The sequence below is a fragment of the Amycolatopsis sp. N2S4-7 genome (assembly GCF_058119595.1).
The window spans coordinates 2,513,984-2,527,653 of the sequence record NZ_CP172299.1 but is presented as its reverse complement, the minus strand read 5'-3'; the positions used below and the strand labels follow the sequence as shown (position 1 = coordinate 2,527,653).

Annotated in this window: 15 protein-coding genes and 1 tRNA gene; 7 read left to right on the top strand and 9 right to left on the bottom strand. The window is 72.6% G+C overall.

Annotated features, from left to right (window positions below; genetic code table 11):
* Position 1: 1 nt before the first annotated feature.
* The 3 genes from ACH54P_RS11625 to ACH54P_RS11615 form a co-directional block, all read right to left on the bottom strand.
* Positions 2–664: an ANTAR domain-containing protein gene (locus tag ACH54P_RS11625; protein WP_489912375.1), complete on the bottom strand. Its 663-nt coding sequence runs from the start codon at positions 662–664 to the stop codon at positions 2–4.
* A complete protein-coding gene (locus ACH54P_RS11620; protein ID WP_489912374.1) occupies positions 616–786 on the bottom strand; it encodes a hypothetical protein in 171 nt (56 codons plus the stop codon). The genes ACH54P_RS11625 and ACH54P_RS11620 overlap by 49 nt, the downstream gene beginning before the upstream one ends.
* A 65-nt stretch (positions 787–851) precedes the next feature.
* Entirely contained in the window at positions 852–1,292 is a 441-nt protein-coding gene (locus ACH54P_RS11615) for an Hsp20/alpha crystallin family protein (RefSeq protein WP_489912373.1), read from the bottom strand.
* Between the two features lie 106 nt (positions 1,293–1,398).
* On the opposite strand from ACH54P_RS11615, the gene ACH54P_RS11610 reads away from it, so the two are divergent.
* The 3 genes from ACH54P_RS11610 (at position 1,399) to ACH54P_RS11600 (ending at position 2,677) form a co-directional block, all read left to right on the top strand.
* On the top strand, positions 1,399–2,007 hold the full coding sequence (locus ACH54P_RS11610; RefSeq protein ID WP_489912372.1) for an HSP18 transcriptional regulator: 609 nt from the start codon (positions 1,399–1,401) through the stop codon (positions 2,005–2,007).
* Between the two features lie 233 nt (positions 2,008–2,240).
* Positions 2,241–2,474 (top strand): DUF6480 family protein, encoded by a 234-nt coding sequence (locus tag ACH54P_RS11605; protein ID WP_489912371.1) that lies wholly within the window; start codon positions 2,241–2,243, stop codon positions 2,472–2,474.
* Positions 2,475–2,503: 29 nt separating this feature from the next.
* On the top strand, positions 2,504–2,677 hold the full coding sequence (locus tag ACH54P_RS11600) for a hypothetical protein (protein WP_489912370.1): 174 nt from the start codon (positions 2,504–2,506) through the stop codon (positions 2,675–2,677).
* Here the strand turns inward: ACH54P_RS11600 and ACH54P_RS11595 are convergent.
* The 4 genes from ACH54P_RS11595 to mdlC are packed head-to-tail and all read right to left on the bottom strand — an operon-like array spanning position 2,674 to position 7,103.
* On the bottom strand, positions 2,674–2,841 hold the full coding sequence (locus ACH54P_RS11595) for a hypothetical protein (protein ID WP_489912369.1): 168 nt from the start codon (positions 2,839–2,841) through the stop codon (positions 2,674–2,676). The two genes, ACH54P_RS11600 and ACH54P_RS11595, sit on opposite strands and share 4 nt — an antisense overlap.
* A 31-nt stretch (positions 2,842–2,872) precedes the next feature.
* Positions 2,873–4,087: an MFS transporter gene (locus ACH54P_RS11590; RefSeq protein WP_489912368.1), complete on the bottom strand. Its 1,215-nt coding sequence runs from the start codon at positions 4,085–4,087 to the stop codon at positions 2,873–2,875.
* A gap of 11 nt (positions 4,088–4,098) precedes the next feature.
* Positions 4,099–5,526 (bottom strand): benzaldehyde dehydrogenase, encoded by a 1,428-nt coding sequence (locus ACH54P_RS11585; RefSeq protein ID WP_489912367.1) that lies wholly within the window; start codon positions 5,524–5,526, stop codon positions 4,099–4,101.
* Between the two features lie 2 nt (positions 5,527–5,528).
* Positions 5,529–7,103, bottom strand: coding sequence for a benzoylformate decarboxylase (gene mdlC, locus ACH54P_RS11580; protein WP_489912366.1), 1,575 nt, complete (start codon positions 7,101–7,103; stop codon positions 5,529–5,531).
* 98 nt (positions 7,104–7,201) lie between these two features.
* Between mdlC and ACH54P_RS11575 the strand changes: the two genes are divergently transcribed.
* Positions 7,202–8,092: a LysR family transcriptional regulator gene (locus tag ACH54P_RS11575; protein WP_489912365.1), complete on the top strand. Its 891-nt coding sequence runs from the start codon at positions 7,202–7,204 to the stop codon at positions 8,090–8,092.
* Here ACH54P_RS11575 and ACH54P_RS11570 read toward each other — a convergent pair.
* Positions 8,089–8,874, bottom strand: coding sequence for a cellulose-binding domain-containing protein (locus tag ACH54P_RS11570; protein ID WP_489912364.1), 786 nt, complete (start codon positions 8,872–8,874; stop codon positions 8,089–8,091). The two genes, ACH54P_RS11575 and ACH54P_RS11570, sit on opposite strands and share 4 nt — an antisense overlap.
* Positions 8,875–9,058: 184 nt before the next feature.
* Between ACH54P_RS11570 and ACH54P_RS11565 the strand changes: the two genes are divergently transcribed.
* From ACH54P_RS11565 to ACH54P_RS11555, 3 genes are all read left to right on the top strand, one after another.
* Complete coding sequence (locus ACH54P_RS11565; RefSeq protein ID WP_489912363.1) at positions 9,059–10,000, top strand: NmrA/HSCARG family protein; 942 nt, start codon at positions 9,059–9,061, stop codon at positions 9,998–10,000.
* Positions 10,001–10,042: 42 nt separating this feature from the next.
* Entirely contained in the window at positions 10,043–11,719 is a 1,677-nt protein-coding gene (locus tag ACH54P_RS11560) for an AfsR/SARP family transcriptional regulator (protein WP_489912362.1), read from the top strand.
* 91 nt (positions 11,720–11,810) lie between these two features.
* Positions 11,811–11,894, top strand: a tRNA-Leu gene (locus ACH54P_RS11555).
* Here the strand turns inward: ACH54P_RS11555 and ACH54P_RS11550 are convergent.
* The gene (locus tag ACH54P_RS11550) at positions 11,876–13,627 is read right to left on the bottom strand and encodes a recombinase family protein (RefSeq protein ID WP_489912361.1); all 1,752 of its coding nucleotides are present in this window, start codon (positions 13,625–13,627) and stop codon (positions 11,876–11,878) included. The genes ACH54P_RS11555 and ACH54P_RS11550 overlap by 19 nt on opposite strands.
* Between the last annotated feature and the right edge of the window lie 43 nt (positions 13,628–13,670).

The following is a 13,670-nucleotide window of genomic DNA, read 5'->3' as shown; positions in this document are numbered from 1 at the left end:
GTCAGCCCGACGGCGTCAGCCGGGTCCTTCCTTCGAGGGCCCGCAGCACCTGCGTGGCGGCGACGCGGGCGGCGGCGCTGGGGCAGATCGTGCGGTCGCCGACCGGCTGGGGCGCGGGGGCGCCGGCGAGCAGCTCGACCAGTGCGACCGCGAGTTCGCGCACCTTGACGTTGAACTGCTGGCTCGCCCGCCGCAGGGTCTGCCACGCCTCGTCGGGGTCGCAGCGGCGCAGGGCGATGACGATGCCCTTGGCCTCCTCCATCGCGGCACGCGACTGCAGGAGGTCGAGCATCTGCCCGGTCCGGTCCGGCCGGGCCGCTTCGGCGACCACCAGCGCCATCGCGGCGAGCCGTTCGTGGCGCCGCAGCACCGTCAGCGTTTCCCGGGTGGCCGGCCGGTCGAGCACCACCGACAGGACGAGGCTGCCTTCGGCGTCCCAGGTGGCGGGCAGGGCGGCGACCCCGCGGACGCGTGACCAGGCCGGGGCGTGCTCGGGGTGGTGTTCGATCAGGCCGCTCAGGGTGAGCGACGGCCAGCGCTCGTCGGTGAAGACGTCGGCGGTGACCACCGGCTCGCCCGTGTGGCCGGCGGTGCGGACCGGGCCGCCGAACCCGTTCAGCTGGGCGGGGACGAAGACCGCCGAGAGCCCGTGGGCGGCCGCCACGTGCAGGGGACCCCCCGGTGGTGCACGGTGATCGCCGCGCCGAGCGCGCCCGGCACGTCGGCGGCGATCCGGACCAGGAGTTCCTCCAGGAGTGCGGTCACCGGCGTCTTGGTTTCGGTCAACGCGAGCCCCCTCCTCGATGCCCTGGAGGCGGGGCCGGGAGCGCCCGGCCCCGCCCCGGGCGGGGTCAGGCCTTGATCTCCTGGCGCTCGCCGGTGCCGGCGATCTCGATGCGCCGCGGCTTCGCCTTCTCGGCGACCGGGATGCGGATGGTCAGCACCCCGGCGTCGTAGTCCGCGGTGATGCGGTCGCTGTCCAGGGTGTCGCCGAGGAACAGCTGGCGGGAGAACACGCCCAGCCGGCGCTCGGAGACCTGCAGCTGGACGTCGTCACCGGTCGGCAGGGGCCGGCGTTCGGCCTTGACGGTGAGGACGTTGCGCTCGACGTCGAGCTCGATGGCGTTCGGGTCGACGCCGGGCAGGTCGAAGCAGACCACGAACTCGTCGCCGGAGCGGTAGGCGTCCATGGGCATCGCGGCCGGCTTCGACCAGGTACCGGCGGCCGCGGTGCCGAACACCTGCTGGGCGAACCGGTCGAAGTCGCGGAACGGGTCGGTGCGCATCAACATCGGGATCCACCTCCTGGGACTCGACGACTCTGGTGTCAACACGCGGTTCTGTTCTAGCATGTCGTCAAAACGATGACAAGAAGCGGGTCGTCGAAAGGATGACGATATGGACGGAACCGATCCCGCCGGCGCGGTGCGCCGGATCCACGACGTCGTCGCGGCCGCCCGCGCCGGCGCGGCGGACCAGAACCAGCTGCTGACCGCGCTGGCCGGCCTGCGGCTGGTGCGCGAGGAGCTCGCCGGCTGGGAACCGGAGCTGATCACGGCGGCGCGGGCGGCCGGGGCCAGCTGGGTGGCGCTGGCGCCCGCGCTGGGGGTCGCGAGCCGCCAGGCCGCGGAGCGGCGGTACCTGCGGCTGCAGCCGTCGCACACGGGGGAGAAGACGGGGGAGGCCAGGGTCGACGCGGAACGCGACCGGCGCGCGGGCGACCGGGCGGTCGCCGACTGGGCGCGGCGCAACTCGGCCATCCTGCGCCAGCTGGCCGGCCGGGTGAGCGCACTGGACGGCCTGGGCCCCGCGGGCCAGGAAAGCGCGGACCGCCTCGGCGCGGCCCTCGGCGACGACGACCCGGCGACGCTGCTGCCGCCGCTGGCCGCGGCCCGGCCGCACCTGAAGGACGCCCACGCGGGACTGGCGGAGCAGCTCGGGGAGATCTCGGAGCACACGGACCGGCTGCGCCGTGACGCGGCGGGGAATCGCCGGGCGCGGGAGTGAGCCGGGGCGTGGCGCATCCGTTGGACCGGCTGCGCCGTGACGCGGCGGGGAATCGCCGGGCGCGGGAGTGAGCCGGGGCGTGGCGCATCCGTTGGACCGGCTGCGCTGTGGCTGCGGCCGGGATCGCCGGGCGCGGGACTGAGCCGGGCGGCCGCCCGGGAGCGCCCGGGTTTGCCCGGCCAACCACCGGGCACTCGCCGCGGGAGCGACCGCGACGGAAGGACGGTGCCGCCATGACCGCCGAACCCCCGGATCCGGACCCGCGCCGGACCCCGGACCTGGAGGCCGGCGGCGGCGTGCCACCGGGCAGCACGCCACCCGACTCCGCCCAGACGTCCGGGCTCTCCCACCCGCAGCCGATGCCGTCGAAGACCATGCCCGTCCTGTGGCTGGTCGTCACCGGCGTGCTCGTGCTGATGGTGGCGGCCATGATCGTCGCGCTCGCCGTCGGGTGGCTGAGTGTCTGAGACGCCGCGAGAGCGGGTACTCGCCCGACATGGACGACACTCCTGACCGGACGGAAACCCGGGCCGAACTGCTGCCCGAAGAGCAGGCCGTCGACAGCGACAACCCCCAGGGGCAGGCCCGCGAAGTCCTGCGCGACTCCGACCGCCGGACCGAGCACCCCGAAGCGACGCTGGGCCGCCGCCGCCCGGAGGACACGGTCTAGTCGCCGCCGCGGAAGTTCTCGTGCGAACCCGGGTGGCCGGGCCGCGCCTTGGCGTCTTCGTCTTCCAGGGGCCCGTCGGGCTCCTTCCGCGGCGGGTCGTCGTCGGGCAGGACGCGGTTTCCGCTCGAGTCCTCTTCGCCGGTTTCGTCGTGGGGCTGGGACATCGTTCCTCCTCGGCTGGCCGATCCTCCCGGGCTACCCGGCGGACACGGCCGTCAACCGCTCCCCGGCCCGCGTCTCGCCGCGCAGCAGCAGCACCGCGACCAGGCCGAGCACGGCCACGACGGCGAAGAAGTAGAAACCCCACGGGTAGGCGACCCCGGCGGTGACCAGCGCGCCGGTCACGAACGGCCCGAGGATCGAGCCGAGCCGCCCGACCGCCGACGTCAGCCCGAGCGCCGTGCCCCGTGCCTGCGCCGGGAACGCCTGCGCGACGTACCCGTAGATCAGCACCTGCGCGGAGAACACGAACACGCCGGTCAGCAGCACGACGGTGTTGAGCAGGACCGCGTTGCCGATGCGCAGGCTCAGCGCCGCCAGCAGCACCGCGCCCGCGCCGAACCAGATCCGCGCGATCGGCCGGATGCCGAACCGGTCGGCGATCGTGCCGGCCAGCAGCAGCCCGAGCACCGCGCCGATGTTGAGCACCAGCAGCAACGTGATCGACGTCGAGATCGGATAGCCGGCCGTCCGCATCAGCTGCGGCAGCCACGTGTTGAGCCCGTAGACCAGCAGCAGGCCCATGAACGACCCGGTCCACACCGCGATGCTGATCCGCCGGAACCGGGGGCCCAGCAGGTCGCGCAGCCCGACGCGCTCGGTGTCTTCGCGAGACGCGAGGTACGCCGCGGATTCGGGCAGCTTCCACCACATCAGCGGCACGGCCAGCAGGCCGACGATCCCGCCGCCGTAGAAGAGCCAGTGCCAGTCGTCCTTCACCGACAGCGCGAGGACCGACGTCAGCACCGCGCCGACGTGGTAGCCGGTCATGGTGAACGTGCTCGCGCTGGCGCGCCGCCGCGCGGGCAGGTTCTCCGACATCACCGTGAGGGCCACCGGCATGCACGCGCCGAGCCCGAGCCCGGCGACGAACCGGAAGATCCCGAACGTCGCGACGTTCGGCGCCAGCGGCGTCAGCAGGGTGAACAGCGAGAACAGCAGCACCGAGCCGATGAGCATGACGCGGCGGCCGAAGCGGTCGGTGAGCGGGCCGAGCCCGGCCGCGCCGACGGCGACGCCGATCAGCGACACGGTGGCGACCAGGGTGGCGCCGGCCGCGGTGAAGCCGAGGTAGCCGCTCTTCAGCAGGGTCGGGATGGTCGCGCCGAGCGCGACCAGGTCGTAGCCCTCGAGCAGGACGGTCAGCCAGCAGAGGACCGCCGTCCACACCGGACGGGGAGACGTCGTCATTGCCGTGCTCCTTAGAAGGGATAGCCCGCGATGTCCGCGCGGACGGTCAGCCACTGGGTTTCGGTGAAGGCCTCGATGTTGGCCTGGGCGCCCCCGAAGCGGGAGCCGTTGCCGGAGTCGCCGACGCCGCCGAACGGGGCGGTGGGCTCGTCGCCGACGGTCTGCTCGTTGATGTGCACCTTGCCCGAGCGGACCTCGTCGGCCAGCGTCATCGCGGTGCCGACGTCGCCGAGGATGCCGACCGAGAGGCCGTACTCGGAGTCGTTGACGATCCGCGCGGCCTCGTCGAGGTCGCGGTAGGCGCGCACCGGGGCGACCGGGCCGAAGATCTCCTCGCGCCAGGCGGGCGTCGCGTCGTCCAGTCCGAAGAGGACGGTCGGCGGGTAGAAGGGTGCGTCCGGTTTCCCGCCTGCCACCACGCGAGCGCCGGCCGCGACACTGCGGTCGACGACGTCGGTGACGTGCGCGAGCTGCCGGTCGTCGATGATCGGGCCGAGCGCGACGTCGCCGGCGGCCGGGTTGCCGACCGGCAGCCGCCGCGCCTTCTCGGCGAGAGCCTCGACGTATTCGTCCACTTGGGACTCGTGGACGAGGTGGCGGCCGGTGGTCATGCAGATCTGGCCCTGGTGCAGGAACGAGCCGAACGCGCCGGCGGACGCCGCCTTGGCGACGTCGGCGCCCGGCAGCACCACGAGCGCGTTGTTCCCGCCGAGTTCCAGGTGCACGCGCTTGAGCGCCCGCGCGGCGGCTTCGCCGACCTTCCGCCCGGCGGCGGTCGAGCCGGTGAACGACACGACCGACACCTCCGGCGCGTCGACCACCGCGGCGCCGACGGCGGCGTCCCCGGGCAGCAGGTGCAGCAGCCCTTCGGGCAGTCCGGCCTCCTCGAAGACGCGCAGGATGCTCACCCCGCCGGACACCGCGGTCCGCAGGTCGGGCTTGAGGAGCACCGCGTTGCCGAGCGCGAGCGCGGGCGCGACCGAGCGGATCGCCAGGATCAGCGGGAAGTTGAACGGCGAGATCACCGAAACCACCCCGGCCGGGACGCGCCGGGCCAGCGACCAGCGCGGTTCGCCGGTGCTCAGCACCTCGCCGCGGGGGTGCGTGGGCAGGGCCGCGGCCTCGAAGCAGATCCCGGCCGCCATCTCCGTCTCGATCCCGGCCTTCGGCCGCGTCGAACCGGCTTCGCGGACGATCCAGTCCTGCACCTCGGCGGCGTGCGCCTCCCACAACGCACCGGCGCGGCGCAGCACCCCGGCGCGCTCGGCGGGCTTGCGCCGCGCCCAGTCGCGCTGGGCCTTCGCCGCTGTCGCGGCGGCCTGCGCGACGTCGTCCGGCGTCGCGATGCCCACGCTGCCCAGGACTTCGCCGGTGGCCGGTTCGACAACCGGGTGGGTCCCGCCGGTACCGCGGACGAAGTCGTCGTCGAGCAAGGTCATGATCACTCCGGGGTGGTCGGTTCGGTGTCGACCTGGATCAGCCTGGGGCCGTCCGGGGTCGTCTTCAGCAGGTCGTGCAGGTCGTCTTCGCCGGTGACGGCGGTGGCCTCGACGCCGTACCCGGCGGCGATGGCGGTGAAATCGAGTCCGGGGATCTCCGTGCCCGGCACGTCCGGCGTCCCGAGCAGCTCGCCGAACCACTTCAGGGCGCCGTAGACGCCGTTGCGCAGGATCACGAACGTCACCGGGACGCGGTAGTGCGCCGCCGTCCACAGCGCGGTGATGCCGTAGTTGGCCGAGCCGTCGCCGATGACGCCGACCACCGGGCGGTCCGGGCTGCCCATCGCCACGCCGACCGCGGCGGGCAGGCCGAACCCGAGGCCGCCGGCGGCGGGGAAGAAGTACGAGCCTTCGCGGCGCAGGTCCAGCTGCCGCCACCACGCCGAGTTCGTCGAAGTCGACTCGACGACATAACGGGTGTCGTCGGCCTGGGTGGCGCGCAGCGCGGCGAACACCTGCTCCGGGTGCAGCGCCGTCGTGCCCGTCCGGGGCTCCGGGTTCGCGGTGTAGCCGCGTTCCGCCGCGCGGGCGGGCACCTTGGCCAGCAACGCTTCGATCACCGGCGCGGGATCGGCGACCAGCGCCTCGCCCATCGGCGCGCGGGCCGCGGCGCCGACGTCGTCGGTCACCTGGATCAGCCGCGTGCCCTCGGGCAGGTACGCGCCGGGGACGTACTGGTGGTAGCGGAACACCGGCGCGCCGAGCACCAGCACGAGGTCGTGCCCGGTCAGCGCGGCCGAAACCGGCGCGATCCCGGCGGGCAGCACCCCGCGGAAGAGCCGGTGCCGGTTGGGGAAGGGCAGCCGGTGCGGCGACGGCGCCACCCAGGTCGGCAGGTCGAGGTGCTCGGCCAGCGCGACAGCCCGGTCGAACAGCCCGGTGGCGTCCAGGTCGCCGCCCAGCACGAGCGCGGGGTTGCGGGCCTGTTCGAGGCGCGCGGCCAGGTCGTCCAGCTGCGTCCCGCTCGGGTTGAGTCCCCTTCGGACGTCCCGGTCGAGCGTGACGGCGGTGTTCGCGTCCAGCTCGGCGCCCCAGTCGTCGTAGGGCACCGACAGGTAGCTCGGCCGCCGGTGCAGCTCGGCTTCGAACACCGCCTGCGCCAGCGACCGCGGGACGTCTTCGGCGCAGCTCGGCTCGCCGGACCAGGCGACCAGGGGCCGCATCAGCTGCGTCGCGTCGACGTTGGCGAGCATCGCCTCCATCCCGATGGCCGCCCGGACCTGCTGGCCGGCGGTGAGCACCAGGGGAGAGCGCGAATAGACGGCGTTGGTCAGCGCGCCCATCGCGTTGCCCGAACCGGCGGCGGCGTGCAGGTTGACCAGCACCGGGCGGCCGGTCACCTGGGCGTAGCCGTCGGCCATCCCGACGACGGCGCCCTCGTGCAGCCCGAGGACGTACCGGAAGCCCTCGGGCAGCCCGGCGAGGAACGGCAGCTCGTTGGAGCCGGGGTTGCCGAAGATCGTGGTCAGGCCACGGCGTTCCAGGAACTCGTGGGCGAGCCGGCGGGCGGTGGGCATGCGCGGGTCCTCTCGGGCGGGTTGGCCCAGACCCTAGGGAGCACCCCCGGTCGTGTTCCAATAAATGTTGGCGCGATCGTTCATAGAGGGGATCGATGATGCGGGACTTCGACCTGAACCTGGTGCGCACGTTCGTGCTGCTCTACGAGACCCGCAGCGTGACCGCGACGGCCGAATCCCTGCACGTCACGCAGCCGACGATCAGCTACAGCCTCCAGAAGCTGCGGCGCCGGTTCTCCGACGAGCTGTTCCGCCGCACCGGCGCCGGGCTGGTGCCCACGACGACCGCCCGGGCGCTCTACGAGCCGCTGCACAGCGCCCTGTCCGCGATCGAGACGGCGGTCAGCGGTGCGTGGTCGTTCTCGCCGTCGAGCGCCCGGGCGGCCTTCACGCTGTGCCTGTCCGACCTCGGCGAGATCTCGCTGCTGCCGCGCCTGATGGCGGCGCTGCCGCTTCGCGCCCCCGGGGTGACGTTGACGGTCCGCCCCCTCGACGTCGACGGCGCGGCCGACCAGCTCGGCCGCGGCGAGATCGACGCGTTCATCGCGTCGTCGCTGATCAGCTCCCAGCGCGTGGCGCGGATCCCGCTGTTCTCCGAGGGCTACCTGGGCATGGTTTCCCGCGACCACCCGCGCCTGGGCGCCGAGGTCGGGTTCGAGGAACTGGCGGCCGAGCGCCACGTGACGGTGTTCGGCCCCACGGGCCACGACGGCCCGCGCCGGGCGCTGGAGGCGTGCGGCCTCCTCGACCGCGTGGTCCTGGAGGTGACCCGCTTCGCGGCCCTGCCGTACCTGGTCCAGGACGGCGAGCTGGTGGCGATGGTCCCGCGCCTGGTGGCGGAGATGTTCGCGGCCGAGCACCGCGTCCGGCTGTTCGAGCTGCCGCTGGAGGTGGAGCCGGCGCAGGTGTCGGTCTACACGCGACACACGCACGCCCGCAGCCCGGCGCAGCACTGGCTGGTGGACTTCATGCGGGAGGTGCTGGGTTAGCCCGCGTCGCAGCGGACGCCGTTGAGGGTGAACCCGATCGGTGCCGGGTTGCCGCGGTCGAAGGCGCCGTTGAAGCCGATCTCGACGGTCGCGCCCGGCGCGAGGGTGAGGTTGTACGAGACGGCGTTCATCGTGACCCGGGACCCGCTCTGGCTGAAGTCGCCGTTCCAGCTGTGGGTGACGCGCTGGCCGGCGGTGAACGTCCAGCCGGCCGTCCACGGCGAGAGCGTCTTGCCGCTTTTGTTGGTGACGGCGACGCCGGCGGTGAACCCGTTGTTCCACTGGTCGGTCACGGAGTAGCGGGCCAGGCACGCCGCCGTTTCGACCGGCGGCGGCGCGGGCGGGGGCTGGGACGGGGCCGATGAAGACGTCGAACTGGCCGTCTGCCGCAGCACCGTCGGGATCGGCGTGGGGCTCGGCGCCGGGGTGCTCGACGTCGTCGTCGGCGGCGGTGTCGTCGCGGGCGCGAGCGGGTCCGACAGCGCGGCCTGCCGCCCCGGCGAGCTCTCGGAGGTGACCGCGATGACCACCAGGCTGCCGACGACCACCAGAGCGCCGGCGATCGCGGACACCCACCGGATCCGCCGTCCGGCCCGCTGCTGGACCGCCGCCGCTTCGCGGGCCCGTTGCTCGAGCCGTTCGCGGTAGCCGTCGCCGGTGTCGTCCTCGCGCGGCCGCGCTTCCGGCGGTGTCCCGCCGAGCGATCGCGGGGTCGCCCCGGTCTCCCGGAGCAGATCGTCGACGGAAATCTCGTCCTCGGGCCGCCGACCGGCGCGCGCCATACCGGAACCTCCAGTCCCTGCGGGCGCTCGAACGCGCTGGCTTGCCCGGCGAATCCTAGGAATCCGGGGCGGTCTTGTAAATGGTGTGCACGCCGCGTGCACCCGGCGTGCACGACACGCTGACGCCGCGGCGATTTCCTGGGTCCGTGGCCGGAACACCCCGGCCGGAGCTCAGGAGGTTTCGATGTCCGACAAGAAGATCATCGCCGTCGTCGGCGCCACCGGTCAGCAGGGCGGCGGCCTGGCCCGCGCGATCCTCGACGACCCGGAGCAGCGGTTCGCGCTGCGCGCCCTCACGCGGAACCCGGACTCCGAGGCCGCGCGGGCACTGGCCGCCCGCGGCGCCGAGGTTGTCGCGGCCGATCTCGACGACGAGGCAAGCCTGACGACGGCCCTTCAAGGCGCGTACGGCGCTTACCTCGTCACCGCGTTCTGGGAGTACAACTCCGTCGAGCGTGAGCAGCAGCAGGCGCGCGCGATGGCCGCGGCCGCGAAGACTGCCGGGCTGAAGCACGCGATCTGGTCGACCCTGCCGGACACCCGGCTGCACCTGCGTGACGACCGCGTGCCGACGCTGCACGGCCGGTACAAGGTCCCGCACTTCGACAGCAAGGCCGAGGCCGAGGCGTTCTTCGTCGACGCTGGCGTGCCGACGACGTTCCTGTCGACCAGTTTCTACTTCGAGGCCTTCCTGGACTTCTTCCGCCCGGTCCGCGGCGACGACGGCGTCCTCGCTCTGCCCCTGCCGATGGCCGACCGGCGGCTGCCGGGCATCGCGGCCGAGGACATCGGGCGGACCGCGTTCGGCGTCTTCACCCGCGGCCCCGAACTCGCGGGCGAGACGATCAGCATCTCCGGCGAGAACCTGACCGGCGAGGAGTACGCGGCGGCGTTCGCGAAGGAGCTCGGAGAGGCCGTCGCGTACCGGCCGATGAGCGTCGAGGACGTGCGCTCGTCGGGTGCGCCCGGCGCCGACGACCTCGCGAACATGTTCTTCTACTACGCCGAGCACGAAAGCGCGTTCGCCGGAGCGCGCGACCCGGAGGCGGTGCGGGAGCTGAACCCGCGGCTGCAGGACTTCGCCACCTGGCTCGCCGAACACCGGGACGCCTTCAAGGGCCTGTGACGCCGGAGGAATAGCCGTCCGTCGCAGCGGGTTGCGCTCTGCGTGACCGATGCGATGCGGTTCGAAGTGCTGGGCCCGGTCCGCGCGTGGCGCGGCGACGTCGAGATCGAGCTGGGCCCGCCCCAGCAGCGGGCGGCGCTGGCGCTGCTGCTCCTGCAGGAGGGCACGCCGCTGTCGCCGGCCCAGCTCGTGTCCGCGCTCTGGGGCGGCGCCGAGCCGCGCGCCGCGGTGGGCATGGTGCGGTCGTACGTGTCCCGCCTGCGGCACGCGGGGGTCGCGATCGAGTCCGTCGGCGGCGGCTACGCGATGCGGGCTCCGGCGCTGGACGTCACGGAGTTCCAGCGCCTAGTGGCCTCGGCCAGGGAAGCCGCCGACGCCGCACCGGCCCTGCGCGCGGCGCTGCGCCTGTGGAAGGGCACGCCGCTGGCCGGGCTCAACGGTTTCGAGGCCGAGCGCGTCCGCCTGACGCAGCTGCGCCTGAGGGCCCGCGAAGACCTGGCGGCGGCCGACATCGCGGCGGGCCGCCACGGCGAGGCGGCGGCGGAGCTGGCGGACCTGATCGCCGAGGAGCCGCTGCGTGAGCGGCCGCGTGAGCTGCAGATGCTGGCCCTGTACCGCTCCGGCCGCCAGGCCGAGGCCCTCGACGTCTTCGCGCGGACGCAGCGCCTGCTCGAGTCCGAGCTGGGCCTGTACCCGGGGCCGGAGCTGCAGGAGATGCAACGCCGGATCCTGGCGGCGGACCCGGCCCTGGCGACGACGTCCCGTCCCTCCCAGCTGCCACCGGAGCTCCCGGAGTTCGTCGGCCGCACGCTCGAAACCGCAGCGCTCATCGACGCGCTGACGCCGTCGGGCGCGTCGGTCCCGGTGATCGGCATCGAAGGTCTGGCGGCGATCGGCAAGACGACCCTGGCGGTCCACCTCGGCCACGTCCTGGCGCCCACGTTCCCGGACGGTCAGCTGTTCCTGGACCTGTCGGCGTCGGCGGACCCGCTGGCCGAGCTCCTGCGCGGCATCGGCGTGGACCCGCCATCGTCGTCGAGCGAGCGCGCGGCGGTCTGGCGAACCCGCACGACGGGCCTGCGGGTCCTGCTGGTCCTCGACGACGCCCGTGACGCCGACGAGGTCCGCCCCCTCCTCCCGGCCGCAGGCGGATCGGCGGTGATCATCACGGCCCGCCAGCGGCTGTACGGCCTGCCGCACGCGACCTGGACCAAACTGGGCGGCCTCCCGCTTGCGGAGTCCCTGGCCCTCCTCACACACGTGATCGGCGCGGACCGCGTCCAAGAGGCGCCGTCGGAGGCCCGCGAACTGGCCGCCCGCACGGCGGGCTTCCCGCAGGTGCTGCAGGCGATCGGAGCGCGCTTGGCCGCCCGCCCGGGCTGGAGCCTCGCCGAGGCCCTGCAGCGCCTGGGCCGTCCCGCCCCAGGATCACCGGTGACACCCCCGGAGTGCGGAGCGATCGAGAAGCCGTACGAGTCGGCTCTGTCCCGCCTGTCCCACGCTCAGGCCGAGGCGTTCCACCGCTTGTCCACCACCCCGGACATCTCCGTCGATTCGGCGTCCTCCGCCCTGGGTCTCACGTGGGGTGACGCGGCTGTGCTGCTGGAGTCCCTGGTGGACGCCCACCTCCTGGACCCCGCCGGCACGGACCGTTACCGATACCCGGAGCCGTTGCGCGTGTTCGCCCAGAGCCGCGCTGAATCGATGCAGAAGGTGTGAAACCGGCCGATCATGCCAGACGTCGGGAGGGTGCTGACCCGGACCCCCCTGAACGAGCCCTGGGGGTGGCCGTATACTCTTTCTTCAGCAGGTCCGAGTGGCGGAATGGCAGACGCGCTAGCTTGAGGTGCTAGTGCCCTTAACGGGCGTGGGGGTTCAAGTCCCCCCTCGGACACACACGTTACCCACACGGGGAGAGGCAGTCACTACGACTGCCTCTTTTTTGTTGTCGTAGACCACCTGCAGGCCCAGGTCGCGGTAGACCTGCGTGATCCTCTCCGGGCTCCGCGAGTTCAGGTGCCTCGCGACGTCGCCGAGCTGGTCGAGCATCGCGTACACCTCAGCTACGTCGACCGCCTGCGTGTCGGGCAGGTGCTTGAGCTCCTCCATCGCCGCCTGCCGCTCAGCCTGTGCGCGCTTCATCGGCTCGACGAAGTTGACGGGGTCTACGCCTGCCTCGATAGCCGCGAGGTGCCGCCGTAGCTTCTCCTCGGCGCCCTTCATCCGCTTCTCCGCGTTGGCTCGACGGCCGTCCACCCGGCCATCCTGCGACCCGGTCAGCAGCCGCACCGTCTCGTCGCGGTTGTCCGCGTCGAAGACCTGACACAACCACTCGTTGATCGGCGGGACTACGACGTCCTCTCGAAGGTTCACCGTCTTCGGGTGCTCGGCCAACGCCGCCGACCCCGGCGCCATCGTCCGTGCGATGCACCGGTAGTAGACGCCCTTCCTGATCGCCGCACCCTGCATCTTCCGGGTACAGATTTCGCAGCGCACCAGCCCCTTCAACAGGTACGTGTGCTTAGTGGCTGCCCGATTCCGTTCGAGCTTGGCAATCCCGGGCAACCCGCCAGCCGCCCGGGACCGACGCATCAGCTGTGCCTGCGTGAACGCCTCGACTGAGACAAGCTCCGGGTGCGCAGGTCGTCGTGACCGAACAACGCGATCCGGCGCTGCCCGCTTGAACCGCACGACGTGCCCGGCGCCGACGTCGTCCGGATTCAGCAGCGTCTCTTGCTTGGTCCAACGCCCGAAGATCGCGTACCCGGTGTACCGGGGATTCTCCAGAATGGATCGAACGGTGCTGCCTTGCCAGCCGTCAGCGAGCCGGTGCCGGTTCTGGTCGGGCCGGCGCTCGGAAGGGCAGGGCACGCCGTCCTCATTGAGCCCCTTGGCGATAGCTCGATCGCCGACCCCTTCCATGTACTCGGCGAATATCCGCTGGACCACCTCGGCGGCCTCGGGATCGATGGCCAGCACGCGCAGCCGGAACCCCTCGGCGGCCTTCCGCGGATTCGGGTGCGGACCGCCATCAACGACGACGTACCCGTAGGGCGCCCGGCCGCCCTGGTGTCGCCCTTCGTTGACAACCTGCGCGTCCATCGCGGCGCGGACGCGAGCCTGGACGTGCTGGCGTTCCGATTCGCTCATCCCACCGAGCACGCTCATGAGCATCTTGTGCGACGGGTTCCGCGCGTCGTACTTCCCGCCAAGCTCCGGCACCCACAGGTCGACGCCGTACGCGGCGAACCGCGGCGCGATGAGCGAGAACTGATTGCCAAACCAACACCGAGTGCCCTCGCCGACTACGACGGCGTTCCACGTTCGCCGCGGATTCTTCAGCTCGGCGAGTAGCCGCGCGGCCTCTGTCCGACGCTCCCAGGGCACCGACCGCGACTGCCCGACGTCGAAGTACTCCGCTACGACCCGGCCGCCCAGCGGCTCGACGAACTTCCGCGCGTTGCCGAACTGCCAGCCGCGAGAAGTCTCCGGGTCCTGGTTGTCCTCTGTCGAGCACCGGCCGTAGACCGCCAGCTCACCGATCCCGTCGTCGACCGGCTCGGCGACCTCAAGGCCCAAGATCTCGTCCAGCGTCGACCACGGGTCGTTGCTGATTTCAGCCGTCACGGTTCCTCCTCTGCCGGTCCGTCCAGCACCGGCACCTCGGTAA

Bases quoted from the DNA above. Each gene is read 5' to 3' on its own strand.
- ACH54P_RS11575 (WP_489912365.1), top strand. From the start codon at position 7,202: ATGCGGGACTTCGACCTGAACCTGGTGCGCACGTTCGTGCTGCTCTAC.
- ACH54P_RS11595 (WP_489912369.1), bottom strand. From the start codon at position 2,841: ATGTCCCAGCCCCACGACGAAACCGGCGAAGAGGACTCGAGCGGAAAC.
- ACH54P_RS11610 (WP_489912372.1), top strand. From the start codon at position 1,399: ATGGACGGAACCGATCCCGCCGGCGCGGTGCGCCGGATCCACGACGTC.
- ACH54P_RS11590 (WP_489912368.1), bottom strand. From the start codon at position 4,087: ATGACGACGTCTCCCCGTCCGGTGTGGACGGCGGTCCTCTGCTGGCTG.
- ACH54P_RS11585 (WP_489912367.1), bottom strand. From the start codon at position 5,526: ATGACCTTGCTCGACGACGACTTCGTCCGCGGTACCGGCGGGACCCAC.
- ACH54P_RS11605 (WP_489912371.1), top strand. From the start codon at position 2,241: ATGACCGCCGAACCCCCGGATCCGGACCCGCGCCGGACCCCGGACCTG.
- mdlC (WP_489912366.1), bottom strand. From the start codon at position 7,103: ATGCCCACCGCCCGCCGGCTCGCCCACGAGTTCCTGGAACGCCGTGGC.
- ACH54P_RS11600 (WP_489912370.1), top strand. From the start codon at position 2,504: ATGGACGACACTCCTGACCGGACGGAAACCCGGGCCGAACTGCTGCCC.
- ACH54P_RS11565 (WP_489912363.1), top strand. From the start codon at position 9,059: ATGTCCGACAAGAAGATCATCGCCGTCGTCGGCGCCACCGGTCAGCAG.
- ACH54P_RS11615 (WP_489912373.1), bottom strand. From the start codon at position 1,292: ATGTTGATGCGCACCGACCCGTTCCGCGACTTCGACCGGTTCGCCCAG.
- ACH54P_RS11570 (WP_489912364.1), bottom strand. From the start codon at position 8,874: ATGGCGCGCGCCGGTCGGCGGCCCGAGGACGAGATTTCCGTCGACGAT.